Source organism: Streptomyces sp. NBC_00576 (genome assembly GCF_036345175.1).
Classification (GTDB): domain Bacteria; phylum Actinomycetota; class Actinomycetes; order Streptomycetales; family Streptomycetaceae; genus Streptomyces.
The window spans coordinates 6,752,170-6,777,779 of the sequence record NZ_CP107780.1 but is presented as its reverse complement, the minus strand read 5'-3'; the positions used below and the strand labels follow the sequence as shown (position 1 = coordinate 6,777,779).

General features: G+C 68.2%; 21 protein-coding genes. 4 read left to right on the top strand and 17 right to left on the bottom strand.

The annotated features are described in order from the left end of the window. Positions 1-60: 60 nt before the first annotated feature. A complete protein-coding gene (locus tag OG734_RS29465) occupies positions 61-1,299 on the bottom strand; it encodes a carboxylate--amine ligase (protein ID WP_330293832.1) in 1,239 nt (412 codons plus the stop codon). Between the two features lie 229 nt (positions 1,300-1,528). On the opposite strand from OG734_RS29465, the gene fahA reads away from it, so the two are divergent. Further along, the gene (fahA, locus tag OG734_RS29460; protein ID WP_330290495.1) at positions 1,529-2,743 is read left to right on the top strand and encodes a fumarylacetoacetase; all 1,215 of its coding nucleotides are present in this window, start codon (positions 1,529-1,531) and stop codon (positions 2,741-2,743) included. A 137-nt stretch (positions 2,744-2,880) separates the two neighbouring features. Here the strand turns inward: fahA and recQ are convergent, their stop codons facing one another. Further along, the gene (gene recQ / locus OG734_RS29455; RefSeq protein ID WP_443065110.1) at positions 2,881-4,935 is read right to left on the bottom strand and encodes a DNA helicase RecQ; all 2,055 of its coding nucleotides are present in this window, start codon (positions 4,933-4,935) and stop codon (positions 2,881-2,883) included. A gap of 308 nt (positions 4,936-5,243) precedes the next feature. Between recQ and OG734_RS29450 the strand changes: the two genes are divergently transcribed. Then, positions 5,244-5,891 (top strand): hypothetical protein, encoded by a 648-nt coding sequence (locus tag OG734_RS29450; protein ID WP_330290494.1) that lies wholly within the window; start codon positions 5,244-5,246, stop codon positions 5,889-5,891. 64 nt (positions 5,892-5,955) lie between these two features. Here the strand turns inward: OG734_RS29450 and nuoN are convergent, their stop codons facing one another. Genes nuoN through OG734_RS29380 form a run of 14 tightly spaced genes read right to left on the bottom strand, consistent with a single transcriptional unit; the run spans position 5,956 to position 21,918 of the window. Further along, positions 5,956-7,605, bottom strand: a complete 1,650-nt coding sequence (nuoN, locus tag OG734_RS29445) for an NADH-quinone oxidoreductase subunit NuoN (RefSeq protein ID WP_330290493.1) — start codon at positions 7,603-7,605, stop codon at positions 5,956-5,958. Next, positions 7,602-9,173: an NADH-quinone oxidoreductase subunit M gene (locus tag OG734_RS29440; protein WP_330290492.1), complete on the bottom strand. Its 1,572-nt coding sequence runs from the start codon at positions 9,171-9,173 to the stop codon at positions 7,602-7,604. Before OG734_RS29440 ends, nuoN begins: the two co-directional genes overlap by 4 nt. A gap of 5 nt (positions 9,174-9,178) precedes the next feature. After that, positions 9,179-11,074, bottom strand: a complete 1,896-nt coding sequence (gene nuoL, locus OG734_RS29435; RefSeq protein WP_330290491.1) for an NADH-quinone oxidoreductase subunit L — start codon at positions 11,072-11,074, stop codon at positions 9,179-9,181. A 14-nt stretch (positions 11,075-11,088) separates the two neighbouring features. After that, a complete protein-coding gene (gene nuoK, locus OG734_RS29430; protein ID WP_006382214.1) occupies positions 11,089-11,388 on the bottom strand; it encodes an NADH-quinone oxidoreductase subunit NuoK in 300 nt (99 codons plus the stop codon). Beyond that, positions 11,385-12,254 (bottom strand): NADH-quinone oxidoreductase subunit J, encoded by an 870-nt coding sequence (locus OG734_RS29425; protein WP_330290490.1) that lies wholly within the window; start codon positions 12,252-12,254, stop codon positions 11,385-11,387. The genes nuoK and OG734_RS29425 overlap by 4 nt, the downstream gene beginning before the upstream one ends. Next, the gene (nuoI, locus tag OG734_RS29420; RefSeq protein WP_330290489.1) at positions 12,251-12,862 is read right to left on the bottom strand and encodes an NADH-quinone oxidoreductase subunit NuoI; all 612 of its coding nucleotides are present in this window, start codon (positions 12,860-12,862) and stop codon (positions 12,251-12,253) included. The genes OG734_RS29425 and nuoI overlap by 4 nt, the downstream gene beginning before the upstream one ends. Continuing rightward, entirely contained in the window at positions 12,855-14,219 is a 1,365-nt protein-coding gene (gene nuoH / locus OG734_RS29415; protein WP_330290488.1) for an NADH-quinone oxidoreductase subunit NuoH, read from the bottom strand. The genes nuoI and nuoH overlap by 8 nt, the downstream gene beginning before the upstream one ends. Then, positions 14,216-16,720 carry an NADH-quinone oxidoreductase subunit G gene (locus OG734_RS29410; protein ID WP_330290487.1) on the bottom strand — a complete coding sequence of 835 codons (2,505 nt, stop codon included), beginning with the start codon at positions 16,718-16,720 and terminating at the stop codon, positions 14,216-14,218. The genes nuoH and OG734_RS29410 overlap by 4 nt, the downstream gene beginning before the upstream one ends. After that, entirely contained in the window at positions 16,717-18,066 is a 1,350-nt protein-coding gene (gene nuoF / locus OG734_RS29405) for an NADH-quinone oxidoreductase subunit NuoF (protein ID WP_330290486.1), read from the bottom strand. Before nuoF ends, OG734_RS29410 begins: the two co-directional genes overlap by 4 nt. Further along, positions 18,063-18,884 (bottom strand): NADH-quinone oxidoreductase subunit NuoE, encoded by an 822-nt coding sequence (nuoE, locus tag OG734_RS29400; RefSeq protein WP_330293830.1) that lies wholly within the window; start codon positions 18,882-18,884, stop codon positions 18,063-18,065. The genes nuoF and nuoE overlap by 4 nt, the downstream gene beginning before the upstream one ends. Positions 18,885-18,913: 29 nt before the next feature. Beyond that, positions 18,914-20,236, bottom strand: a complete 1,323-nt coding sequence (locus tag OG734_RS29395; protein ID WP_330290485.1) for an NADH-quinone oxidoreductase subunit D — start codon at positions 20,234-20,236, stop codon at positions 18,914-18,916. Next, a complete protein-coding gene (locus tag OG734_RS29390; protein ID WP_330290484.1) occupies positions 20,233-20,994 on the bottom strand; it encodes an NADH-quinone oxidoreductase subunit C in 762 nt (253 codons plus the stop codon). Before OG734_RS29390 ends, OG734_RS29395 begins: the two co-directional genes overlap by 4 nt. Further along, positions 20,991-21,545: a NuoB/complex I 20 kDa subunit family protein gene (locus tag OG734_RS29385; RefSeq protein ID WP_053743379.1), complete on the bottom strand. Its 555-nt coding sequence runs from the start codon at positions 21,543-21,545 to the stop codon at positions 20,991-20,993. The genes OG734_RS29390 and OG734_RS29385 overlap by 4 nt, the downstream gene beginning before the upstream one ends. Positions 21,546-21,558: 13 nt before the next feature. Beyond that, positions 21,559-21,918 (bottom strand): NADH-quinone oxidoreductase subunit A, encoded by a 360-nt coding sequence (locus tag OG734_RS29380; RefSeq protein WP_330290483.1) that lies wholly within the window; start codon positions 21,916-21,918, stop codon positions 21,559-21,561. Positions 21,919-22,640: 722 nt separating this feature from the next. Here OG734_RS29380 and OG734_RS29375 point away from each other — a divergent pair. Both OG734_RS29375 and def read left to right on the top strand, forming a co-directional pair. Continuing rightward, positions 22,641-23,507, top strand: a complete 867-nt coding sequence (locus OG734_RS29375; protein ID WP_330290482.1) for a C40 family peptidase — start codon at positions 22,641-22,643, stop codon at positions 23,505-23,507. A 163-nt stretch (positions 23,508-23,670) separates the two neighbouring features. Further along, on the top strand, positions 23,671-24,297 hold the full coding sequence (gene def, locus OG734_RS29370; RefSeq protein ID WP_330290481.1) for a peptide deformylase: 627 nt from the start codon (positions 23,671-23,673) through the stop codon (positions 24,295-24,297). A 15-nt stretch (positions 24,298-24,312) separates the two neighbouring features. Here def and OG734_RS29365 read toward each other — a convergent pair whose 3' ends face one another. Then, complete coding sequence (locus tag OG734_RS29365; protein WP_330290480.1) at positions 24,313-25,596, bottom strand: geranylgeranyl reductase family protein; 1,284 nt, start codon at positions 25,594-25,596, stop codon at positions 24,313-24,315. Between the last annotated feature and the right edge of the window lie 14 nt (positions 25,597-25,610).

Genomic DNA, 25,610 nt, shown 5'->3' with positions numbered 1-25,610 from the left:
TGCTCTGCTGTTCACTGCCCGCCCCGCACCGCACCCGCCGCCGCTGTCAGCCCCCCGGCCTCAGCGACCGCCACCGCCACGACGGCTGGTCCGCCACAGCTGGTACAGGTGCTTCGCGCCCGGCCGCACGAAGCGGGCGAGCATCGTGAGGAACGGCAGCGGGTCGTCACCCGCGAGCCAGGCCAGTTCCGTCCCGCTCGCCCGAGTCGGCGCGTGCGGTGTCGTATAGCCGCTGCGTCGGTAGGCGAGGAGAGCGGGCAGGTCGATGTTCTCCACGATGTACCGGTGCCCGGCGCGCTGTTCCCCCTCCGGAACGGTGCGCCCGGTCAGATCGAGATGCATGGCCCGGACGACGTCCACTCCCGACTCGCTCTCGAAGAGCCGGAACTGGGCGCCCATCCGTGGGTTGAAGTCGAGGAGTTTGTACTGTCCGTCGCGCCGGTCGAAGCGCAGGTCGAGGTCGATGATTCCGGTGAAGCCGATCTGTTTGATGAAACGTGCGGCGAGGTCCGCAAGTTCCGGATTGTCGACGACATATGCATTTGCCGTCATTCCGGCGTGCGGCGGCCAGGAACGGACCTTCACACCCGTGAACAACGCGCGCGGATTCGAGTCCGCGTCGAAGTAGGCGTGCACGATCCAGTCCTCGGCCTCTTCCCGGGGCAGGTACTCCTGAAGGATCACGCCGGGACACTCACCCCAGTCGCTTGCCAGGGACAGCAGCGCCTCCCGACTCGCAATGCGCGTAGTGCCGTTGACGACGGGCCGCGCTCGCCGCACGAACGCCTCCCGGTTCTTGGCCACCACCGGGAACCGGGCCGTCTGCGCGAACCGCTCGATGTCGTCGTACGACTGCGGAAAGGCGGCGGCGGGAGTCGGTATGCCGTACTCCACGCACAACTCGTGCAGCCCCTGCTTGCTGGCGAGCCGACGGGGCAGCCCCGCCTCAACGCGCGGAAAGAGAAACGCGCCCCCGAGCTCCTCCTGCCGCTCGGCGATGAGTACAGCCGCCTCCTCGTCAGTGGGAACGAGGACAGCGGGGCACCCGATCCGCTTCCCGATCCGCAGTAACCCCTCGACAAGCCGGTCCGGTTCCTCGGTCCCGGTGGTCGGCCAGACGAACGCGCGCCGCAGATAGCGCGACGAGGCCGCCGGCGTGTAAGGGTCTTCGGTGATCGCATACATCGGAACGCCCAGCCGCCCCAGGCTGCGGATGGCCCCGACGCCTCCATGGTGCAGCGGATAGTCACCGAACTTCACGATCAGCGCCGGCACGGCATGGTCGGCCGAAAACGGCACACTGCTGTTCCTGGCCACGGGTCCCCCCACGTGTCCCCCCTACGGACCGGACCCACCCCGTCCGTGTCCCCCAAAGGACGCTAAGCCGGAATCACCGACTCCGGACAAGGCTTATCCGGACATTACGAACTCTTTAGACACTGGGGACACTGCCCTGAGCCCGCAACTCACCCGTAACCTGTGGCGCGACCACATGAGCACACGGCACACGAGAGCGAGGCAGCACCCCATGCCCCCCTTCGATGTCCCCGAGGGCGACCCCTTCGGGCCGCACAACCTCCCGTACGGCGTGTTCACCCCGGCCGGCTCCACGGACCGCAGGGTCGGTGTCCGTCTCGGTGACCATGTCCTGGACGCGGGCGCCGCAGCCGCCGCACTCCACTCCCCCTACGTCTCCGTGCTGGCCCGTCCGACGCTCAACCCCCTTCTCGCCGCGGGCCGCACGACCTGGTCCGACATCAGGCGCGCCCTCACCGCCTGGGTCACCGTCCCGTCCCACCAGGAGACCATCGCCCCGCTCCTGCACCCCCTGTCCTCGGTGACACTGCACCTCCCCTTCGAGGTCGCGGACTACGTCGACTTCTACGCCTCCGAGAATCACGCCCGGAACGTGGGCCAGATCTTCCGCCCCGACGCCGCGGACTCCCTGACCCCCAACTGGAAGCATCTGCCGATCGGTTACCACGGCCGCTCGGGCACGGTCGTGGTCTCCGGCACGGAGGTCGTACGTCCGTCAGGTCAGCGCAAGGCCCCCACCGACCCGGCCCCGCTCTTCGGCCCGTCGGTCCGCCTGGACATCGAGGCGGAGGTCGGCTTCGTGGTGGGCGCACCGTCGCCCATGGGCAGCACCGTCGCCCTGTCGGCCTTCCGGGACCATGTCTTCGGCCTCTGCCTCCTGAACGACTGGTCCGCCCGCGACATCCAGGCCTGGGAGTACGTCCCTCTGGGCCCGTTCCTCGGGAAGTCCTTCGCCACGTCCGTCTCGGCGTGGATCACCCCGCTGGACGCCCTGGAGGATGCCCGGGTTCCGCCGCCTGCCCGCACCCACCCCCTGCTTCCCTACCTCGACGACGCCGAGGAGGAACCCGGTGGCTACGACCTCCGTATCTCCGTCGCCGTGAACGGCCACACCATCTCCGAGCCCCCCTTCTCCACCATGTACTGGACGGCCGCCCAGCAACTCGCCCATATGACGGTCAACGGCGCCTCCCTGCGCACCGGCGACCTGTACGGCTCGGGCACGGTCAGCGGCCCCACCGAACGAGAACGCGGCTCCCTCCTCGAACTCACCTGGAACGGCACCGCCCCCATCGACCTCCCCGCCGGCAAGCGAACCTTCCTGGAGGACGACGACGAGGTCACCCTCACCGCCTGGGCCCCGGGTCCGGGCGGCACCCGCGTAGGCCTGGGCGAGGTGACGGGCAGAATCACTCCGCCGAGCTGAGCGAAGCGCCCGGGAACCAGCGGGGGCGTCGCGCGATCCGGCGCCGCCGAGAGAACTCGGCACGCCCCAGCCCCGCCCCGCCGTCCGCGCTCTCCCCTGTATCCAGCCCTCTCCCCCTCTGCATCCAGCCCTCCGGTCTACATCCAGTCCTCCGGCTCGGGCTCCATCTCGGGCCAGTCGTCCGGCCCCATCTGGCCGGACCCCGGCCCGGGCTCCGTACCGCCGCTGTCGCCGCCCGTGGGGCCGGGCCCGGCCGCGGTCCCGGACACCGGCGCCTCGCCCAGCGCAGCAAGCGCCTTCAGCACGCCCTCCCCGTATGTGGCGAGCTTCTTCTCGCCCACTCCGCTGATTCCGCCCAGCTCCGCCACCGACCCGGGCCAGACGCTGACGATCTCCCTGAGGGTGGCGTCATGGAAGATGACGTACGCCGGAACTCCCTGCTCACGGGCCTGTTCACCACGCCAGGTCCGCAGTGCCTCGAACGCCGGCTGCAGTTCCGTGGGCAACTCGGCCACGGCTGCCTTCGCCTTCCGCTCGCCCCGGCCGCCGCCACCGGCCGACCGCGAGGTCGCGGCCTTCTTCGGTTCCTTCCGCATCGGCACGTCCCGCTCGCGCCGTAGCACCGACCCGCTCTCCTCGGTCAGCACCAGAGTCCCGTACTCCCCCTCGACCGCGAGGAGCCCCTGCGCCAGCATCTGCCGTACGACACCGCGCCATTCGCCCTCCGCCAGCTCCTCCCCGATGCCGAACACGGAGAGCTGGTCGTGGTCGAACTGGATCACCTTCGCGGTCCGTCGGCCCAGCAGAATGTCCACGATCTGAACCGCGCCGAACTTCTGCCGCCGCTCGCGCTCCAGCCGCCACACCGTCGACAGCACCTTCTGTGCGGCGACGGTGCCGTCCCAGGTGTCCGGCGGGACCAGGCACGTGTCGCAGTTGCCGCAACCGCCCGGCTCCGGGTCCTGTCCGAAGTAGGCGAGCAGCTGGCTGCGTCGGCACTGGACCGTCTCGCACAGTGCCAGCATCGCGTCGAGGTGTGCGGCGGAGCGGCGCTGGTGCGCCTCGTCGCCGTCCCCGCCCTGAATCAGTTTCCGTTGCTGTATGACGTCGTTCAGTCCGTACGCCATCCAGGCCGTGGACGGCAGTCCGTCGCGCCCCGCGCGGCCTGTCTCCTGGTAGTAGCCCTCGACGGACTTGGGCAGATCGAAGTGGGCGACGAACCGGACGTCGGGCTTGTCGATTCCCATCCCGAAGGCGATGGTCGCCACGACGACGAGACCGTCCTCCCGCAGGAAGCGCGACTGGTGCGCCGCACGCGTGCCAGCGTCCAGCCCCGCGTGGTACGGCACCGCCTCCACGCCGTTGGCGGACAGGAACTCCGCCGTGCGCTCCACGGAGTTGCGCGAGAGGCAGTAGACGATGCCGGCGTCGCCCGCGTGCTCCTCCTTCAGGAAGGACAGCAGCTGCTTCTTGGGGTCCGCCTTGGGCACGATCCGGTACTGGATGTTGGGCCGGTCGAAGCTCGCGACGAAGTGACGGGCATCCGGCATGCCCAGCCGCTGGGTGATCTCCTGGTGCGTCGCGTGCGTGGCCGTCGCCGTGAGCGCGATCCGTGGGACGTCGGGCCAGCGCTCGCCCAGCAGCGACAGCGCCAGGTAGTCGGGCCGGAAGTCGTGCCCCCACTGCGAGACGCAGTGCGCCTCGTCGATGGCGAAAACAGCGATCTTCCCGCGCGAGAGCAGATCCAGGGTCGACTCCAGACGCAGCCGCTCCGGAGCCAGATACAGGAGGTCCAGCTCACCGGCGAGGAACTCGGCCTCCACCGTCCGCCGCTCGCCGAAATCCTGCGTGGAGTTCATGAACCCGGCCCGCACACCGAGCGCCCGCAGTGCGTCCACCTGGTCCTGCATCAACGCGATGAGCGGCGAGACCACGATCCCCGTACCGGGTCTGACCAGGGACGGAATCTGGTAGCAGAGCGATTTTCCGCCACCGGTCGGCATAAGGACGACGGCGTCGCCACCCGTCACCACATGGTCGATGACCGCCGCCTGCTCGCCGCGGAAGGAGTCGTACCCGAAGACCCGGTTCAGCGTGGCCAGCGCCTCGCTGTCCTGCGCCCCGGTCAATCCGGTCACCGCGCTCGCGCCCGGCCCCGCGCCCGCTACCGTCATCACTCCCGACCCGCCCATCACGCTCATCGCGCTCATCGTCGTGTCCCCCGTACGTCGCGCCTCGACCACTGCGTCCACCATAGGGGCCCGCACCGACAGCCCCGGAGTTATCCACAGGCCACCCCGCCACACCTTCCTCTTGCGTCGCTGGCCCCCCCACCGAACCGGGGTGTTCGGCCCAATGGGCTCCTTCGCGTGGCGCCCCCCGAATGCCCCGGGACATGCTGCTCGGGCGAGACAAGGGCAGGCCCTTCGACGGACCGGCGCCCCGCGCGTCACTCGGACCGGCGCCTCCCACGTGCCTCTCCCGCTCAAGGAGTCCCCACATGCCCCGCCGCCAGCTCAAGGCCACCGCCGCCCTCGCCGCGGCCGCCGTCGCATCCCTCTCCCTGGCCATCGGCCCCGCACACTCCGCGACGAGCGATCCCGTCGACCCCACGACGGTCTGGCCCGAGCTGGCCAAGACGCTCCAAGCCACCGCGAAGTACCAGTACGCCCCGTTCGCCGTCGCGGACGGCTACCAGCCCGCCTTCTGCGCAGTCCACCCGACGGACGGCGGGATGGGCTTCCACTACATCAACAAGAAGCTCTACGGTTCACTCGATCCAGCGAAGCCGGCCGCTCTGCTGTACGAGGACCGGACCACCGAGGACTGGATGGACGAGGTGTCCGACGCGAGCTGGGTCGACGACCTCGACGCGCTGGACGGGGACGCCCCCGCTGTCACCGCCCCGAGCGCCACCGCCGAGTCGCGCAGGCTTGTCGCCGCGGAGTGGATCGTGGTCGACAAGGACCAGAATCTGGAGACCGAGGACGACCGCCCCAGTCTGTTCGGCATGCCCTTCGACGGTCCGATGCTCGGCCACGAGGAAGGCATGCCGATCCACTACGACCTGCACGTCTGGCTCTGGAAGAAGAACCCCAGTGGCATGTTCGCCCGCTGGAACCCCACGGTGACGTGCCCCACGCCTTGAACACACGCCGGGCCCCGGCCCCAGAAGGGGACCAGGGCCCGGCGCAATCCGCGAAACTCGCTGCTCAGCGTACGAAGACGCCCGCCTGGTTCGCCAGATCGAGGAAGTACTGCGGCGCCACACCCAGCACCACGGTGACCGCCACCCCCACCCCGATCGTCGTCATGGTCAGGGGCGACGGCACTGCGACGGTGGGTCCGTCGGGCCGGGGTTCGCTGAAGAACATCAGCACGATCACCCGGATGTAGAAGAACGCGGCAATCGCCGACGAGATCACACCGACCACGACCAGCGAGCCGGCACCACCCTCGGCCGCCGCCTTGAACACGGCGAACTTCCCGGCGAACCCAGAGGTCAGCGGAATGCCGGCGAAGGCCAGCAGGAACACCGCGAACACGGCGGCCACCAGCGGCGAACGGCGCCCCAGTCCCGCCCACTTTGAAAGGTGGGTCGCCTCACCCCCGGCATCCCGCACCAGGGTGACGACGGCGAACGCCCCGATCGTCACGAACGAGTACGCGCCCAGATAGAACAGGACCGACGAGACCCCGTCCGGTGTCATGGCGATGACACCGGCGAGGATGAACCCGGCATGCGCGATGGACGAGTACGCCAGCAGCCGTTTGATGTCGGTCTGGGTGATCGCCACGATCGCGCCGCCCAGCATGGTGACGACCGCGACGCCCATCATGACCGGCCGCCAGTCCCAGCGCAGGCCTGGCAGCACGACGTACAGCAGCCGCAGCAGTGCGCCGAACGCGGCCACCTTCGTCGCCGCCGCCATGAAGCCCGTCACCGGAGTCGGTGCACCCTGGTAGACATCCGGCGTCCACATGTGGAACGGCACGGCGCCCACCTTGAAGAGCAGACCCATGACGATCATCGCGGCCCCGATGAGCAGCAACACGTCGTTGCCCATGGTGTCGGCGAGTGCCGGGTTGACGTTCTTGATGGTTCCGTCGACGACCTGGGCGATCGTCCCGTACGACACCGAACCCGCGTAGCCGTACAGCAGTGCGATGCCGAACAGGGTGAACGCGGAGGCGAAGGCGCCGAGCAGGAAGTACTTGACCGCGGCCTCCTGTGACATGAGCCGCTTGCGGCGGGCCAAGGCGCACAGCAGGTACAGCGGGAGCGAGAAGACTTCCAGGGCCACGAACAGGGTCAGCAGGTCGTTGGCCGAGGGGAAGATCAGCATGCCGCCGATCGCGAACAGCAGCAGCGGGAAGACCTCGGTGGTGGTGAACCCGGCCTTGACCGCGGCCTTTTCACTGTCGCTGCCTGGCACGGACGCGGCCTGCGCCGCGAACGAGTCGACGCGGTTGCCGTGCGCCTCGGGGTCGAGGCGCCGTTCGGCGAAGGTGAACAGTCCGACCAGGCCCGCCAGCAGGATCGTGCCCTGCAGGAACAGTGCGGGTCCGTCGACGGCGATCGCGCCCATCGCCGCGATTCCGGCCTTGGTGGTGCCGTACCCGCTCGCCGCGAGCCCCACGACCGCGGCGAACGCGGCGGCGAGGGCGACGACGGACACGAACAGCTGTACGTAGTAGCGGGATTTGCGGGGCACGAACGCCTCGACCAGGATCCCGACGATCGCCGCACCGATGACGATGAGGGTGGGCGACAATTGCCCGTATTCGATCTTCGGCGCGTCGATCTTGGAAATCGGATCGGCCGCCGTTGTCCACAGGCTGTGGACGGCTGATGCGCTCACTTGGCCGCCTCCACCTCGGGCTGGGGGTCCTTCTTCTGGACGTCGGACATGGTCTGCTTGACTGCCGGGTTGACGATGTCCGTCAGGGGCTTCGGATAGACGCCCAGGAAGATCAGCAGCACGATCAGTGGCGTCACGACCACGAGTTCACGCAGTCTGAGATCCGGCATCTCGGCGACCTCCGCCTTCACCGGGCCCGTCATCGTCCGCTGATAGAGAACGAGGGTGTAGAGCGCGGCGAGGACGATGCCGAAGGTGGCGATGATGCCGACCACCGGGTAGCGCGCGAACGTGCCCACAAGGACCAGGAACTCACTCACGAAGGGCGCGAGGCCCGGGAGCGACAAGGTCGCGAGCCCACCGATCAAAAACGTGCCGGCGAGCACCGGAGCAACCTTCTGGACGCCTCCGTAGTCGGCGATGAGCCGCGAGCCGCGCCGCGAGATCAGGAAGCCGGCCACCAGCATCAGCGCGGCCGTCGAGATCCCGTGGTTGACCATGTAGAGCGTCGCGCCCGACTGGCCCTGGCTGGTCATCGCGAAGATGCCCAGGATGATGAACCCGAAGTGCGAGATCGACGCGTACGCGATCAGCCGCTTGATGTCCCGCTGCCCGACCGCGAGCAGCGCCCCGTAGATGATGCTGATCAGCGCCAGTACGAGGATGACGGGCGTCGCCCACTTGGACGCCTCCGGGAACAGCTGGAGGCAGAAGCGGAGCATCGCGAAGGTGCCCACCTTGTCGACGACCGCCGTGATCAGCACGGCGACCGGCGTGGTGGCCTCCCCCATGGCATTGGGCAGCCAGGTGTGCAGCGGCCACAGGGGTGCCTTCACCGCGAAGGCGAAGAAGAAGCCCAGGAACAGCCAGCGTTCGGTGTTCGTGGCCATGTCCAGCGAACCGTTGGCCCGTGCGGCGGCGATCTCCGTGAGCGAGAAGTTCCCGGCCACCACATAGAGGCCGATCACGGCCGCCAGCATGATCAGGCCGCCGACGAGGTTGTAGAGGAGGAACTTCACCGCCGCGTACGAGCGTTGGGTGGACGCCGTCTCCTCGCCGTGCTCGTGGGCCCGGTCCCCGAAGCCGCCGATGAGGAAGTACATCGGGATGAGCATGGCTTCGAAGAAGATGTAGAAGAGGAAGACGTCGGTGGCCTCGAAGGAGATGATCACCATCGCCTCGACGGCCAGGATCAGCGCGAAGAAGCCCTGAGTGGGCCGCCACCGTGTGTTCCCGGTCTCCTGGGGGTCGGCGTCGTGCCAGCCGGCCAGGATCACGAACGGGATCAGCAGCGCGGTCAGCGCGATGAGCGCGACGGCGATGCCGTCCACACCCAGCTCGTACCGCACCCCGAAGTCCTTGATCCAGGCGCGTGATTCGGTGAGCTGGTAGCGGTCGCCGTCCGGGTCGAAGCGCACCAGGACGATCGCGGCGAGCGCCAGCGTGGCGAGCGAGACGAGCAGCGCCAGCCATTTGGCGGCGGTGCGCTGCGCGGCCGGTACGGCCGCCGTGGCGATCGCCCCGAGGGCCGGGAGCGCCGCCGTCGCTGTCAGGAGGGGAAAGGACATCGGTATCAGACCGCCCTCATCAGCAGGGTCGCGGCGATGAGGAGCGCCGCACCGCCGAACATCGAGACCGCGTACGAGCGCGCATAGCCGTTCTGTAGCTTGCGGAGCCGTCCGGAGAGGCCGCCCATGGAGGCCGCCGTACCGTTGACGACCCCGTCGACCAGGGTGTGGTCGACGTAGACCAGGGAGCGTGTGAGGTGCTCTCCGCCGCGTACGAGGACGACGTGGTTGAAGTCGTCCTGGAGGAGGTCGCGCCGGGCGGCCCGGGTGAGCAGCGACCCGCGCGGGGCGAGGACCGGGACCGGACGGCGCCCGTACTGGGCGTACGCGGTGCCTGCGCCGATGACGAGCACGACCATCGTCGACAGGGTGACCGTGAGGGCGCTGACCGGCGGGTTTCCGTGCGCGTGCTTGGTGACGGGCTCCAGCCAGTGCAGGAAGCGGTCACCGATGCTGAAGAACCCGCCCGCGAACACCGACCCGAAGGCGAGCACGATCATGGGGATCGTCATGGACTTCGGGGACTCGTGCGGGTGCGGCTCGTTGCCGTTCTCGTCGGGCTGCCAGCGCTTCTCGCCGAAGAACGTCATCAGCATCACGCGCGTCATGTAGTACGCGGTGATGGCAGCGCCGAGCAGAGCCACACTGCCGAGGATCCAGCCCTCGGTGCCGCCCTTGGCGAACGCCGCCTCGATGATCTTGTCCTTGGAGAAGAAGCCGGACAGTCCCGGGAAGCCGATGATGGCGAGGTAACCGAGCCCGAAGGTCACGAAGGTGACGGGCATGTACTTGCGGAGGCCGCCGTACTTGCGCATGTCGACCTCGTCGTTCATGCCGTGCATGACCGAGCCGGCGCCGAGGAACAGTCCGGCCTTGAAGAAGCCGTGGGTCACCAGGTGCATGATCGCGAAGACGTACCCGATGGGGCCGAGGCCGGCCGCGAGGATCATGTAGCCGATCTGCGACATGGTCGAACCGGCCAGCGCCTTCTTGATGTCGTCCTTCGCGCAACCGACGATCGCACCGAACAGGAGCGTGACGGCGCCGACCACGGTGACCACCAACTGGGCGTCGGGCGCCGCGTTGAAGATCGCCCCGGAGCGGACGATCAGATAGACACCCGCGGTCACCATCGTCGCCGCGTGGATGAGGGCCGAGACCGGGGTCGGGCCCTCCATCGCGTCCCCGAGCCAGGACTGCAGCGGCACCTGGGCTGACTTGCCGCAGGCCGCGAGCAGCAGCATCAGGGCGATCGCGGTGAGCTTGCCCTCACTCGTCTCACCGGTGGCTTCGAAGACCGGCCCGAAGGCGAAGGTCCCGAAGGTGGTGAACATCAGCATGATCGCGATCGACAGGCCCATGTCGCCGACGCGGTTGACCAGGAACGCCTTCTTCGCGGCGGTCGCGGCGCTGGGCTTGTGCTGCCAGAAGCCGATCAGGAGGTACGAGGCGAGGCCGACGCCCTCCCAGCCGACGTACAGCAGGAGGTAGTTGTCGGCGAGGACGAGCAGCAGCATCGCCGCGAGGAACAGGTTCAGATAGCCGAAGAAGCGGCGGCGGCGCTCGTCGTGCTCCATGTACCCGATCGAGTACACGTGGATCAGCGAGCCGACGCCGGTGATCAGCAGGACGAACGTCATCGACAGCTGGTCGAGCTGGAAGGCGACGTCGGCCTGGAAGCCCTCGACGGGAATCCAGCTGAACAGGTACTGCATCAAGGCGCGGTGCTCGGCATCCTTGCCCAGCATGTCGACGAAGAGGACCACGCCGATCACGAAGGAGCAGGCGGCGAGGGCCGTGCCGATCCAGTGGCCGACGGCGTCCAGCCGCCGGCCGCCGCACAGCAGTACGGCCGCTCCGAGCAGAGGCGCCGCCACCAGCAGCGCAATCAGATTCTCCACGATTCAGCGACCCCTTACAGCTTCATCAGGCTGGCGTCGTCGACCGAGGCCGAGTGGCGGGAACGGAACAGCGACACGATGATCGCGAGCCCGACGACGACCTCCGCGGCGGCGACGACCATCGTGAAGAAGGCGATGACCTGGCCGTCGAGATTGCCGTGCATCCGGGAGAAGGTGACGAACGCGAGGTTGCAGGCGTTGAGCATCAGCTCCACGCACATGAAGACGACGATCGCGTTGCGCCTGATCAGGACGCCGGTGGCGCCGATCGTGAACAACAAGGCGGCGAGATAGAGGTAGTTGACCGGGTTCACTTCGACGCCTCCCCACTGTTCGAGCCACTGGCCGACCCGCTGGCCGGGCCGCTGCTGGTGCGCTCCAGGCGGTCCTCGGCGCGCTGCTCCAGGGCCTTGAGGTCGCTGATTGCCTCGGCGGACACATCACGGATCTGGCCGCGCTGGCGCAGCGTCTGCATGACCGAGAGCTCGGCCGTGGTCCCGTCGGGCAGCAGGCCCGCGACGTCCACCGCGTTGTGCCGGGCGTACACACCGGGGGCGGGCAGCGGCGGCAGGTGCTTGCCGTCCCGTACGCGCTCTTCCGCCAGCTCGCGCTGAGTCTTGGCGCGCTCGGTGCGCTCGCGGTGTGTGAGCACCATGGCACCGACGGCGGCGGTGATCAGCAGGGCGCCGGTGATCTCGAAGGCGAACACGTACTTCGTGAAGATGAGGGCGGCCAGGCCCTCCACGTTGCCGTTCGCGTTGGCCTGGCCGAGGCCGGTGAACTCCTTCAGCGAGGCGTTTCCGACGCCCGCGACCAGGAGGATGCCGAAGCCGAGCCCGCACACCAGGGCCAGCCAGCGCTGGCCCTTGATGGTCTCCTTGAGCGAGTCCGCGGCGGTGACACCGACGAGCATGACCACGAAGAGGAACAGCATCATGATCGCGCCGGTGTAGACGACGATCTGGACGACGCCCAGGAAGTAGGCACCGTTGGCCAGGTAGAACACCGCCAGGATGATCATGGTTCCGGCGAGACAGAGCGCGCTGTGCACGGCCCTCTTCATGAAGACGGTGCACAGGGCTCCGGCCACGGCGACGGTACCGAGCACCCAGAACTGGAACGCCTCACCCGTGGAGGTGCCGGCAGAAAGAGTGGCTGCGGCGGCGAGCTGCGCGCTCATGCCCCCACCCCCTTTTCCTCAGGCTTCTCGCCCTTGGAGACGGCGACTTGACGCACCGTGCCGGGCGCGGCCTCGGTGACCAGTCCCCGGTAGTAGTCCTGTTCGTCGGTGCCCGGGAAGATCGAGTGGGGCGAATCGACCATGCCCTCTTCGAGTCCGGCGAGCAGCTGCTCTTTGGTGTAGATGAGGTTGGCGCGGCTGCTGTCGGCCAGCTCGAACTCGTTCGTCATCGTCAACGCGCGCGTGGGGCACGCCTCGATGCACAGCCCGCACAGGATGCAGCGGGCGTAGTTGATCTGGTAGACCGCGCCGTACCGCTCGCCCGGCGAGTAACGCTCCTCGTCGGTGTTTTCGGCGCCCTCCACATAGATGGCGTCCGCGGGGCAGGCCCAGGCGCACAGCTCGCAGCCGATGCACTTCTCAAGGCCGTCCGGATGACGGTTGAGCTGGTGCCGCCCGTGGAACCGGGGAGCGGTGGTCTTCTGCTGCTCGGGGTACTGCTCGGTCAGCCGCTTCTTGAACATGGCCTTGAAGGTCACACCGAAGCCGGCCACGGGGTTCTGAAAGCCAGGCGTCGTCTGCCCGGCCTCCTTGGGCTCCTCAGCCATCGGACGCCTCCTTTCCATCCTGAGATCCGTCACTGCCAGTATCCGACCCACCACTGACAATCAACTCGCGCTCGCGGCGCGGGTGCCTGCGCGGCACCGCCGGCGCCTCCTGTCCCGGCAGTGGCGGTACGGGGAATCCGCCCGCCATCGGGTCGAAGGCGACGGGCTCGGCGTCGGCCGTCTGTGGTGCCTTGCCCCGGTCGCGGAACATGTCGGCCACGAAGGAGAGCAGAAGCAGGGTGATGACACCGCCGCCTACGTAGAGGGCAATGTCGGCGAAGTCGTAGTTCTCGTTGCGCAGGGTCCGTACGGTCGCGACGAGCATCAGCCAGACCAGCGAGACCGGGATGAGGACCTTCCAGCCGAGCTTCATCAGCTGGTCGTAGCGGACGCGCGGGAGGGTGCCGCGCAGCCAGATGAAGAAGAACAGCAGCAGCTGCACCTTGATGACGAACCAGGCCATCGGCCACCAGCCATGGTTGGCGCCCTCCCAGAAGGTGCTGATGGGCCAGGGAGCCCGCCAGCCGCCCAGGAAGAGCGTCACCGACACGGCCGAGACGGTCACCATGTTGACGTACTCGGCGAGCATGAACATCGCGAACTTGATGGACGAGTACTCGGTGTTGAAGCCGCCGACCAGGTCGCCCTCGGACTCCGGCATGTCGAAGGGGGCGCGGTTGGTCTCGCCGACCATCGTCACGATGTAGATGATGAAGGAGACCGGCAGCAGGACGATGTACCAGCGGTCGTGCTGCTGTTCGACGATGGTCGAGGTCGACATCGAACCGGAGTACAGGAACACCGAGGCGAAGGCGGCGCCCATGGCGATCTCGTACGAGATCATCTGCGCGCAGGACCGCAGACCGCCCAGCAGGGGGTAGGTGGATCCTGAACTCCAGCCCGCGAGCACGATCCCGTAGATCCCGACCGAGGCGACCGCGAGGATGTAGAGCATCGCGATCGGCAGGTCGGTGAGCTGCATCGTCGTACGGGTGCCGAAGATCGACACCTCGTTGCCGGCCGGTCCGAACGGGATGACCGCGATCGCCATGAAGGCCGGGATGGCCGCGATGACCGGCGCGAGGATGTAGACGACCTTGTCCGCGCGCTTGACGATCAGGTCTTCCTTGAGCATCAGTTTGATGCCGTCGGCGAGCGACTGGAGCATGCCCCAGGGGCCGTGCCGGTTGGGGCCGATGCGCAGCTGCATCCAGGCGACGACCTTGCGTTCCCACACGATGGAGAACAGCACGGTGATCATCAGGAAGGCGAAGCAGAAGACGGCCTTGACGACGACCAGCCACCAGGGGTCGGTGCCGAACATGGAGAGATCTTCAGCGGCGAGGTACGGACTCATGCCTCCACCTCCTTGGGTGCGTCGGAGGCCAGGGTCGCCGGGCCGATGCGGACGAGTGCGCCGGGCAGCGCCCCGGTGTCGGAGGCGACGCCGCCTCCGGTGGAGTTCAGCGGCAGCCAGACCACGCGGTCGGGCATCTCGGTGACCCTGAGGGGGAGTTCGACCGTCCCGGTGGCACCGGTCACGGCGAGCAGGTCGCCGTCCTTGACACCGGCTTCGGCTGCCGTGGCGGCCGACACGCGCGCGTGTGCGGCGTGCCGCGTCCCGGCGAGTGCGTCGTCGCCCTCCTGGAGCCGCCCCTGGTCGAGGAGCAGCCGGTGTCCGGCGAGCACCGCTTCGCCGGCGGCCGGACGCGGCAACTGGGCGCCGATCTCCAGCGGGTTGGTGGCCCGCGCCCCGTCCCAGGACCCGAGTCGGTCCAGTTCCTGCCGCGCGGTCTGCAGATCGGGCAGCCCCAGGTGTACGTCCATGGCGTCGGCCAGCATCTGGAGCACGCGGGCGTCGGACGGCGCGACACGCCGAGTCATCTGGTCGGGCTTGAGCGCTGCCTCGAAGAGGCGGGCCCGGCCCTCCCAGTTGAGGAAGGTGCCCGCCTTCTCGGCGACCGCGGCGACCGGGAGTACGACATCGGCGTGCTCGGTGACCTCACTGGGCCGCAGTTCCAGCGACACCAGGAAGCCCACTTCGTGAAGGGCTTCACGCGCGCGTGCCGGATCCGGCAGGTCGGCGACCTCGACGCCGGCGACCACCAGGGCCCGCAGCTCGCCTCCGGCGGCGGCCTCGACGATCTGGCCGGTGTCGCGGCCGAAGCGATGCGGAAGCTCGGCCACGCCCCAGGCGACGGCGACCTCGCCCCGCGCGCGCGGGTCGGTCGCCGGACGTCCGCCCGGCAGCAGCGACGGCAGCGCGCCGGCCTCGACGGCACCGCGCTCCCCGGCCCGGCGCGGGATCCACACCAGCTGGGCGCCGGTCGTGGAAGCGGCCCGTACCGCGGCGGTGAGCCCGCCCGCCACAGCGGCCAGCCGCTCGCCGACGACGATTACCGCACCCTCGGTGCGCAGCGCCTCGGCGGCCTTCGCTCCGCTCTCCTCCAGACCGAACCCGCTCCCGAGCGCGTCCAGCCACTCGGTCTCGGTGCCGGGAGCGGCGGGCAGCAGCGTGCCGCCGGCCTTCTCCAGGCCGCGCGTCGCGTGCGTGGCGAGCGAGAAGACCTTCTGCCCGTGTCCCCGCCAGGCCTTGCGCAGCCGCAGGAAGACGCCGGGCGCCTCCTCCTCTGACTCGAACCCGACCAGCAGGACCGCGGGCGCCTTCTCCAGGGAGGTGTACGTGACACCCGTACCATCGAGGTCCCGTCCGCGTCCGCCGACCCGGGCGGCCAGGAAGTCGGCCTCCTCGGCGCTGTGCACGCGCGCGCGGAAGTCGATGTCGTTGGTGTCGAGGGCCACGCGCGCGAACTTGCTGTACGCGTAGGCGTCCTCGACGGTGAGCCGACCGCCGGTGAGAACGCCCGTACGACTACGGGCCGCGAGGAGACCCTGAGCCGCAGCCTCCAGCGCCTCGGGCCAGGAGGCGGGCTCCAGGACGCCGTCGGCGTTGCGCACCAGGGGCGTCTGGAGCCGGTCCGGCTTCTGCGCGTACCGGAAGCCGAAGCGTCCCTTGTCGCAGATCCACTCCTCGTTGACCTCGGCGTCAGGGGCGGCCAGGCGCCGCATGACCTTGCCGCGCCGGTGGTCGGTGCGGGTGGCGCAACCGCCGGAGCAGTGCTCGCACACCGAGGGCGAGGAGACGAGGTCGAAGGGGCGGGAGCGGAAGCGATACGCCGCCGAGGTCAGCGCGCCGACCGGGCAGATCTGGATCGTGTTCCCGGAGAAGTACGACTCGAAGGGATCGCCCTCACCGGTGCCGACCTGCTGGAGCGCGCCGCGCTCGATCAGCTCGATCATCGGGTCGCCCGCGATCTGGTTGGAGAAGCGGGTGCAGCGGGCGCACAGCACGCACCGCTCACGGTCGAGCAGCACCTGCGTGGAGATCGGTACGGGCTTCTCGTACGTCCGCTTCTTGCCTTCGAAGCGGGACTCCGACTGGCCATGCGACATGGCCTGGTTCTGCAGGGGGCACTCGCCGCCCTTGTCGCAGACCGGGCAGTCGAGCGGATGGTTGATGAGCAGCAGCTCCATCACACCGTGCTGGGCCTTTTCGGCCACGGGCGAGGTGAGGTGAGTCTTGACGACCATCCCGTCCGTACAGGTGATCGTGCAGGACGCCATGGGCTTGCGCTGGCCCTCGACCTCGACGATGCACTGGCGGCAGGCGCCGGCCGGATCGAGGAGGGGGTGGTCGCAGAAGCGCGGGATCTCGATGCCGAGCTGTTCGGCGGCGCGGATCACCAGGGTGCCCTTGGGCACGCTGATGTCGATGCCGTCGATCTTCAGCGAGACGAGATCTTCCGGCGGGACCGCCGCGTCGCCCCCTCCGGAGGGAGCGCTCGTGGTCACCGTCATGCGTTCACCTCCGTGCGGTCGGCCCAGACCGTCGACTTGGCCGGGTCGAAGGGGCAGCCTCGGCCCGTGATGTGGTCCTCGTACTCCTCGCGGAAGTACTTGAGGGAAGAGAAGATCGGCGAGGCGGCACCGTCGCCGAGGGCGCAGAAGGACTTGCCGTTGATGTTGTCGGCGATGTCGTTCAGCTTGTCGAGGTCGGACATGACGCCCTTGCCGGCCTCGATGTCGCGCAGCAACTGCACGAGCCAGTACGTCCCTTCACGGCAGGGCGTGCACTTGCCGCAGGACTCGTGGGCGTAGAACTCGGTCCAGCGGGTGACCGCCCGGACGACGCAGGTGGTCTCGTCGAAGCACTGGAGTGCTTTTGTGCCGAGCATGGAACCCGCTGCGCCCACTCCTTCGTAGTCAAGAGGGACGTCGAGATGCTCGTCGGTGAACATCGGTGTCGAGGAGCCGCCCGGTGTCCAGAACTTCAGCCGGTGGCCGGAGCGCATCCCGCCGCTCATGCCGAGGAGTTGGCGGAGCGTGATGCCGAGCGGGGCCTCGTACTGGCCCGGATTGGTGACATGGCCGCTGAGCGAGTAGAGCGTGAAGCCCGGGGACTTCTCGCTGCCCATCGACCGGAACCATTCTTTGCCCTTTTGCAGAATCGCGGGAACTGACGCGATCGACTCGACGTTATTTACAACAGTTGGGCACGCATAGAGCCCTGCGACGGCAGGAAAGGGGGGACGAAGCCGCGGTTGACCCCGGCGGCCTTCGAGCGAGTCGAGCAGTGCGGTCTCTTCACCACAGATGTACGCGCCCGCGCCCGCGTGCACGGTGAGTTCGAGGTCGAGTCCGCTGCCGAGCACGTCCTTGCCGAGGTAGCCCGCCGCGTAGGCCTCACGTACGGCCTCGTGCAACCGCCGCAGCACTGGCACGACTTCACCGCGCAGATAGATGAAGGCATGCGAAGACCTGATGGCATAACACGCGATCACAATGCCCTCGATGAGGCTATGCGGGTTCGCGAAGAGGAGCGGGATGTCCTTACAGGTTCCCGGTTCCGACTCGTCGGCGTTGACAACTAGATAGTGTGGTTTTCCATCACCCTGAGGAATGAACTGCCATTTCATTCCCGTAGGGAATCCCGCACCGCCGCGGCCACGCAGACCGGACTCCTTGACGTACGCGATGAGGTCGTCCGGGGTCATCGCGAGGGCCTTGCGGAGTCCCTCGTACCCTTCGTGCCTCCGGTAGACGTCGAGGCTCCAGGACCTGTCCTCGTCCCAGAAGGCCGACAACACGGGTGCGAGCAGCTTCTCGGGGCTGGTCTCGTTGATCTCGGGTGCCAATGTCATCACTCCCCCTCCTCGGTGACGGGCCCCGCCGGGTGGGAGGGGTCGGAAGCCGCCGTGTCCTGCGGCGCGTCGTGCGAACTGAGGTGCTCGGCGGGCGACGGGTCGTGCGGCGGCGTGCCCTTGGAGGCGCCACTACCCCTGGGGTGCACCACGCGCGCGGGGCTCTCGCCCTTGGCCAGCCGGAGCCCGGTCAGCGAGGCGGCGCCCGCGCTTCCGCTCGCCTCGACGGCCCCGTCCCGGGTGTCGGGGAAGCCCGCCAGGATGCGGGCGGTGTCCTTGAACGTGCACAAGGGGGCACCGCGTGTGGGTTCGACCTGCGCGCCCGAGCGCAGGTCGTCGACGAGGCGCTTGGCGCTGGCCGGGGTCTGGTTGTCGAAGAACTCCCAGTTGACCATCACGACGGGTGCGAAGTCGCAGGCCGCGTTGCACTCGATGTGCTCCAGGGTGACCTTGCCGTCCTCGGTGGTCCCGCCGTTGGCGACGCCGAGGTGCTCCTGGAGGGTCTCGAAGATGGCGTCGCCGCCCAGCACCGCGCACAGGGTGTTCGTGCAGACGCCCACCTGGTAGTCGCCGGAGGGGCCCCGGCGGTACATGGAATAGAAGGTGGCGACCGCGGTGACCTCGGCCGTGGTCAGGCCCAGCACGTCCGCGCAGAACCGCATCCCGGTGCGCGTGACATGGCCCTCCTCCGACTGCACGAGATGCAGCAACGGCAGGAGAGCGGACCGGGAGTCCGGGTAGCGGGCGATGACCTCGCGGGAGTCCGCTTCGAGCCGGGCTCGAACGTCATCCGGGTAAGCGGGCGCGGGCAGTTGGGGCATGCCCAGGCTGACGCCCTCGGGAGTGGTGGTCACCGGTCGACGCCTCCCATCACGGGGTCGATGGACGCGACGGCGACGATGACGTCGGCGACCTGGCCGCCCTCGCACATCGCCGCCATGGCCTGCAGGTTGGTGAAGGACGGGTCGCGGAAGTGGACCCGGAAGGGGCGGGTGCCTCCGTCGGAAACGGCGTGCACCCCGAGTTCGCCCTTGGGTGATTCGACGGCCGCGTACGCCTGTCCCGGCGGGACGCGGAAACCCTCGGTCACCAGCTTGAAGTGGTGGATCAGGGCCTCCATGGAGGTGCCCATGATCTTCTTGATGTGGTCCAGGGAGTTACCCAGGCCGTCCGGTCCCAGGGCGAGCTGGGCGGGCCAGGCGATCTTCTTGTCGGTGACCATGACCGGGCCGGGCTGGAGCCGGTCCAGGCACTGCTCGACGATCCTGAGCGACTGGCGCATCTCCTCCAGACGGATCAAGAAGCGGCCGTAGGAGTCGCAGGAGTCGGCGGTGGGGATGTCGAAGTCGAACGTCTCGTAGCCGCAGTACGGCTGGCTCTTGCGCAGGTCGTGCGGAAGGCCGGTGGAGCGCAGGATCGGGCCGGTGGCGCCGAGGGCCATGCAGCCGGCCAGATCGAGGTAACCGACGTCCTGCATACGGGCCTTGAAGATGGGGTTCCCGGTGGCGAGCTTGTCGTACTCGGGAAGGTTCTTCTTCATCTTCTTCACGAACTCGCGGATGTGGTCCACCGCGCCGGGCGGCAGGTCCTGGGCGAGTCCGCCGGGGCGGATGTACGCGTGGTTCATCCGCAGGCCCGTGATGAGCTCGTAGATGTCGAGAATCATTTCACGATCACGGAATCCGTAGATCATGATCGTGGTGGCGCCGAGTTCCATACCGCCGGTGGCGATGCACACCAGGTGCGAGGACAGCCGGTTGAGCTCCATCAGGAGCACGCGGATGAGCGTGGCGCGGTCGGGAATCTGCTCCTCGATGCCGAGGAGCTTCTCGACGGCGAGACAGTAGGCGGTCTCGTTGAAGAAGGACGTCAGATAGTCCATGCGCGTGACGAATGTCGTGCCCTGCGTCCACGTGCGGAACTCGAGGTTCTTCTCGATACCGGTGTGCAGATAGCCGATGCCGCAGCGGGCCTCGGTGACCGTCTCCCCGTCGATCTCCAGGATGAGGCGGAGCACACCGTGGGTGGAGGGGTGCTGCGGGCCCATGTTGACGACGATGCGCTCGTCGTCGGCACGGGCCGCGGACTGGACGACCTCGTCCCAGTCGCCGCCGGTGACCGTATAGACGGTGCCCTCGGTGGTCTCGCGCGGAGTTGCGTGCTGCGTGCTCATGAGTACGACCTCCGCTGGTCCGGAGCCGGGATCTGGGCGCCCTTGTACTCGACGGGGATGCCGCCGAGGGGATAGTCCTTGCGCTGCGGGTGGCCCGGCCAGTCGTCCGGCATCATGATCCGCATCAGGGCCGGGTGGCCGTCGAAGACGATCCCGAAGAAGTCGTACGTCTCGCGTTCGTGCCAGTCGTTCGTCGGATAGACGGAGACCAGGGACGGGACGTGCGGGTCGCTGTCCGGGGCGCTGACCTCGACGCGGATCAGCCTGTTGTGGGTGATCGAGCGCAGGTGGTAGACGGCGTGCAGCTCGCGGCCCTTGTCGTGCAGGTAGTGGACTCCGCTCACGCCTGTGCAGAGTTCGAAGCGCAGGGCGGGGTCGTCGCGCAGGGTCTGGGCGACGCTGAGCAGGTACGTGCGTTCGACGTGGAACGTCAGCTCGTCGCGGTCGACGACCGTCTTCTCGATCACGTTCTCGGGGACCAGCCCCTGCTCCTCCAGAGCGCCCTCCAGTTCGTCGGCGACCTCGTCGAACCAGCCCCCGTACGGCCTCGCGGAGGCGCCCGGGAGCCGGACGGAGCGGACCAGGCCGCCGTAACCGGAGGTGTCGCCACCGTTGGCGGCACCGAACATGCCGCGCTGGACGCGGATCTCCTCGCCGCCGTCGCCGCGCTGGCCGGGGAGGTTGGAGGCGGCGAGGTCCTTCTCGGGGTTGACCCCGTTGCTGGCCCCGCCTGCTCCGGTGCCGTTCGCGTCGCTCATCGCAGCAGCCCCTTCATCTCGATCGTGGGGAGCGCCTTGAGCGCGGCCTCCTCGGCCTCGCGGGCCGCCTCCTCGGCGTTCACGCCGAGCTTGGAGGTCTGGATCTTCTGATGGAGCTTGAGAATCGCGTCGATCAGCATCTCGGGCCGTGGCGGGCAGCCGGGCAGATAGATGTCGACCGGGACGATGTGGTCGACGCCCTGCACGATGGCGTAGTTGTTGAACATCCCGCCCGAGGAGGCACAGACCCCCATGGAGATCACCCACTTGGGGTTGGGCATCTGGTCGTAGACCTGCCGCAGCACCGGCGCCATCTTCTGGCTGACCCGGCCGGCCACGATCATCAAGTCCGCCTGGCGGGGTGAACCGCGGAAGACCTCCATGCCGAAGCGCGCGAGGTCATAGCGGCCCGCGCCGGTGGTCATCATCTCGATGGCACAGCAGGCGAGTCCGAACGTGGCGGGGAAGACGGACGCCTTGCGCACCCAGCCTGCGGCCTGCTCGACGGTGGTCAGCAGGAATCCGCTCGGCAGTTTTTCTTCGAGTCCCATGCTTAGAGGCCCCTCAGTCCCATTCCAGGCCGCCGCGCCGCCACACGTACGCGTACGCCACGAAGACGGTGAGCACGAAGAGCAGCATCTCCACGAGCCCGAAAACACCCAGGGCGTCGAAGGTGACGGCCCAGGGGTAGAGGAAGACGATCTCGATGTCGAAGACGATGAAGAGCATCGCCGTCAGGTAGTACTTGATGGGGAATCGCCCACCGCCGGCCGGCGTGGGTGTCGGCTCGATCCCGCATTCATAAGCTTCGATTTTGGCCCGGTTGTACCGCTTCGGGCCGATCAGCGAAGCCACGATCACGGAGAAGATCGCAAAGCCTGCCCCGAGGGCTCCCAGTACGAGGATGGGCGCATACGCGTTCACCGCTCCTCGCTCCTCTCAGTCGGCACTGACTGCTGGCGATTGCATCGGGCCCACGCCACCTCGTCCGCCCCCGAACCACGCCCGTCCCGGCGAAGATCGAGAACATGTGAAGCAGGTCACAAGCCCAACTGCCTCGCATCCTATGCCCGGCGGTCTGTGATCTGCGACACGGGGTATTACCCAACCTTTGTGATCTCCACCACCTGACGAAGGATCATGAAGTCGGATGAGCGGTGATCTTCACACCCGAAGCGTCCACGCGATCACCAGAGGTGACATTTTCTCCCGTCGTCGCTGGTCACGAGCGGCGTCTCCATATCAAGAGGCTTCCCTTGCATGCAAATTGGAGATGGACGGGACCACTTGATAGTGGAGCGCATTCACACACCGGACGAAGGTGAGTGGCGAATGTGGACGCCCGCATGTGCGTGCATGCGTTCACGAGCGGGGGCGACCGCCGATTCCCGCGCGTGACGCACCCCGACCGGTGACCGTTCCGTGACCTGTGCCACATGTGTGAAGGACTGTGAAGATCGGGGGTTGGCCACGGACCGCAACCGATGGTAAGCAGCGGGCAATTCGGGCGTACCAATGAAAGTGCATGATCACAGGCATGATCACAGGTGTCCGCAATGCCCGTTACGGCGTCAATAAAGAGTGACGCACAGGGAATTTGGGGGCTCCATTGAACAACTGTGGCGCAGCACACGTTTCTTGAAGGTATGGAGGAGCCCCTGGTACCGCTAGTACCCATGTCCCACACCGCTACCGCTCACATACGAAGCCACCGGAAGCCCCGGCGTGCAGCCAGCTCGTCGCTGGCCATGCGCGCAGGAGTCGCCGGTGGCGTTCTCAGCACCCTGGCAGTGGCGGGTGCGTCCAGTGCGGCGAACGCCGCCGAGCCTGTGACGCAGACACTCGAACTGCCCACCCTCACGGCCGACCTGGCCGCTCAGATCGCCGAGTCCGCGGACGCCACGCAGCAGGCCGCCGCGAACTACGAGCTCCAGGCCGAGCGTGACGCCGCAGCCGCCAAGGCGGCCCAGGAGGCCAGGAAGGACCTCGCGGAGGCCAAGCAGAAGGCGGAGGCCAAGGAGAAGGCCGAGGCCGCCCGCAAGGCCGCTGCGGAGGCCGCTGTCTCCCGCTCTGCCGAGCGCGCGACGCTTAGCGCCTCCAGCTCGTCCTCCGACTCCTCCTCCAGCTCGGAGACGTCGCAGGTGGCCGCCCCCGCGAGCGGCAGCGTCGGGGCCGTCATCGCCTTCCTCAACGAGCAGGTGGGCGACGCCTACGTCATGGGCGCCACGGGCCCCAACGCGTGGGACTGCTCTTCCTTGGTGCAGGCCGCGTTCAAGCAGGTCGGCGTGGACCTCCCCCGGGTCTCGCAGGACCAGTCGACGGTCGGCACGGAGGTCTCGCTCTCCAACCTGGAGGTCGGGGACATCCTGTACTGGGGTGCGAAGGGTTCGGCGTACCACGTGGCGGTGTACGTGGGTAACGGCCAGTACCTGGATGCCGCCAACCCGTCCAAGGGCGTCCTCGTCCAGGACCTGTCCGGGTACCCGGCGTCGGGTGCGGTGCGCGTTCTCTGAGCGGACCGTCGAGGCCGTCAAGGATTCACGGGTGAGGGTCGCTGCCGTTGTCGGGCAGCGACCCTTCGCTCTTCTCCGCTCTCCGTCCCCGCAGGGGATGGCTGTGTGAGGCTGAGGCCTCGGTACTTCCTCAGTACTCCGCACAGCAGAAGGAGAGACAGCGATGCCTCGTGTCTTCGTACAGGGCAGGCCCGTCGACTCGTATCCGCGGCTCACGCCCGAGGCACGGCTTGGGGCCGTGCGGCGGATCACCGAAGTCGGTGAAGAAGTGCTGCACAAGCCGTGCCGGGACGTTACCGAGTTCGGGCCCGAACTCGCCGCGCTCATCGCCGACATGTTCCGCACGATGTATGTGGCCGACGGAGCCGGGCTCGCGGCCAACCAGGTCGGCGTCGGTCTGCGGCTGTTCGTGTACGACTGCCCGGACGACGACGGTGTCCGGCATGTCGGACACATCGTCAATCCGGTACTGGAGCCGCTCGTCGCCGGCGACCGGCGCCTCCTCGACGAGGGCGAGGGGTGCCTGTCCGTGCCGGGGGCCGTGATGGAAGTACCCCGCCCGGATCGTGCCGTCGTGCGCGGGCTCGATCAGGACGGGAACGCTCTTGTCGTCGAGGGGACGGGGTACTTCGCCCGGTGTCTGGAGCACGAGACCGACCACGTCAACGGGCGCGTGTATCTGGACCGGCTCTCCACGCGGGAGCGCAAGGACGCGCTGCGGCAGGTGGCGGACCGTCGCGAGGAAGTGTTCGCGCGACGGGCCGCCAAGCAGGAGGCCCTCACCTCCTGAGAGGGCCTGCGCCGGTCACGCCTTCGGGGCCACCTTGCTCAGGCCGTTGATGATCCGGTCCATCGCGTCGCCACCCGTCGGGTCGGTCAGGTTGGCCAGCATCTTCAGGGTGAACTTCATCAGCAAGGGGTGCGTCAGGCCACGTTCGGCCGCGATCTTCATGACCTTCGGGTTGCCGATGAGCTTCACGAAGGCGCGGCCCAGTGTGTAGTAGCCGCCGTAGGTGTCCTTGAGCACGCGCGGGTAGCGCTGGAGCGCGATCTCCCGCTGGGCCGGGGTGGCCCGCGCGGAGGCCTGGACGATGACGTCGGCGGCGATCTGGCCGGACTCCATGGCGTAGGCGATGCCCTCACCGTTGAAGGGGTTCACCAGGCCGCCGGCGTCGCCGACGAGCAGCAGGCCCTTCGTGTAGTGGGGCTGCCGGTTGAAGGCCATGGGGAGGGCGGCGCCGCGGATCGGGCCGGTCATGTTGTCGGGGGTGTAGCCCCAGTCCTCCGGCATCGACGCGCACCAGGCCTTCAGCACCTCGCGCCAGTCCAGCTCCTTGAAGGAGTCCGAGGTGTTGAGCACACCGAGACCGACGTTCGAGGTGCCGTCGCCCATGCCGAAGATCCAGCCGTAGCCCGGGAGCAGACGGTCCTCGGCCCCTCGCCGGTCCCAGAGTTCCAGCCAGGACTCCAGATAGTCGTCCTCGTGGCGCGGAGAGGTGAAGTACGTACGGACCGCGACGCCCATCGGGCGGTCCTCGCGGCGGTGCAGGCCCATCGCCAACGACAGGCGGGTGGAGTTGCCGTCGGCCGCGACCACCAGCGGGGCGTGGAAGGTGACCTCGCGCTTGTCCTCACCGAGTTTCGCGTGCACGCCGGTGATGCGGCCGGTGCGGTCGTCGGTGATCGGGGCGCCGACGTTGCAGCGCTCGTACAGCCGCGCGCCTGCCTTCTGGGCCTGGCGGGCGAGCTGTTCGTCGAAGTCGTCGCGCTTGCGGACGAGGCCGTAGTCGGGGAAGGAGGCGAGTTCCGGCCAGTCGAGCTGGAGGCGGACGCCGCCGCCGATGATGCGGAGGCCCTTGTTCCGCAGCCAGCCGGCCTCCTCGGAGATGTCGATGCCCATCGCGACGAGCTGCTTGGTCGCCCGGGGCGTCAGACCGTCGCCGCACACTTTCTCGCGCGGGAAACTGGTCTTCTCCAGCAGCAGTACGTCGAGTCCGGCCTTCGCCAGGTAGTAGGCGGTGGTGGAACCGGCTGGCCCGGCCCCGACGACGATCACATCGGCGGTGTTTTCGGAGAGGGGCTCGGTCACGACGGGTTCTCCCC

Coding starts and splice junctions, on each gene's coding strand:
- OG734_RS29425 (WP_330290490.1), bottom strand. CDS start 12,254: ATGAGCGCGCAGCTCGCCGCCGCAGCCACTCTTTCTGCCGGCACCTCC.
- nuoI (WP_330290489.1), bottom strand. CDS start 12,862: ATGGCTGAGGAGCCCAAGGAGGCCGGGCAGACGACGCCTGGCTTTCAG.
- nuoE (WP_330293830.1), bottom strand. CDS start 18,884: ATGCCCCAACTGCCCGCGCCCGCTTACCCGGATGACGTTCGAGCCCGG.
- OG734_RS29375 (WP_330290482.1), top strand. CDS start 22,641: ATGGAGGAGCCCCTGGTACCGCTAGTACCCATGTCCCACACCGCTACC.
- OG734_RS29440 (WP_330290492.1), bottom strand. CDS start 9,173: ATGTCCTTTCCCCTCCTGACAGCGACGGCGGCGCTCCCGGCCCTCGGG.
- fahA (WP_330290495.1), top strand. CDS start 1,529: ATGCCCCCCTTCGATGTCCCCGAGGGCGACCCCTTCGGGCCGCACAAC.
- OG734_RS29385 (WP_053743379.1), bottom strand. CDS start 21,545: ATGGGACTCGAAGAAAAACTGCCGAGCGGATTCCTGCTGACCACCGTC.
- nuoH (WP_330290488.1), bottom strand. CDS start 14,219: ATGAGTCCGTACCTCGCCGCTGAAGATCTCTCCATGTTCGGCACCGAC.
- recQ (WP_443065110.1), bottom strand. CDS start 4,935: ATGGGCGGGTCGGGAGTGATGACGGTAGCGGGCGCGGGGCCGGGCGCG.
- OG734_RS29390 (WP_330290484.1), bottom strand. CDS start 20,994: ATGAGCGACGCGAACGGCACCGGAGCAGGCGGGGCCAGCAACGGGGTC.
- def (WP_330290481.1), top strand. CDS start 23,671: ATGCCTCGTGTCTTCGTACAGGGCAGGCCCGTCGACTCGTATCCGCGG.
- OG734_RS29410 (WP_330290487.1), bottom strand. CDS start 16,720: ATGACGGTGACCACGAGCGCTCCCTCCGGAGGGGGCGACGCGGCGGTC.
- OG734_RS29395 (WP_330290485.1), bottom strand. CDS start 20,236: ATGAGCACGCAGCACGCAACTCCGCGCGAGACCACCGAGGGCACCGTC.
- OG734_RS29450 (WP_330290494.1), top strand. CDS start 5,244: ATGCCCCGCCGCCAGCTCAAGGCCACCGCCGCCCTCGCCGCGGCCGCC.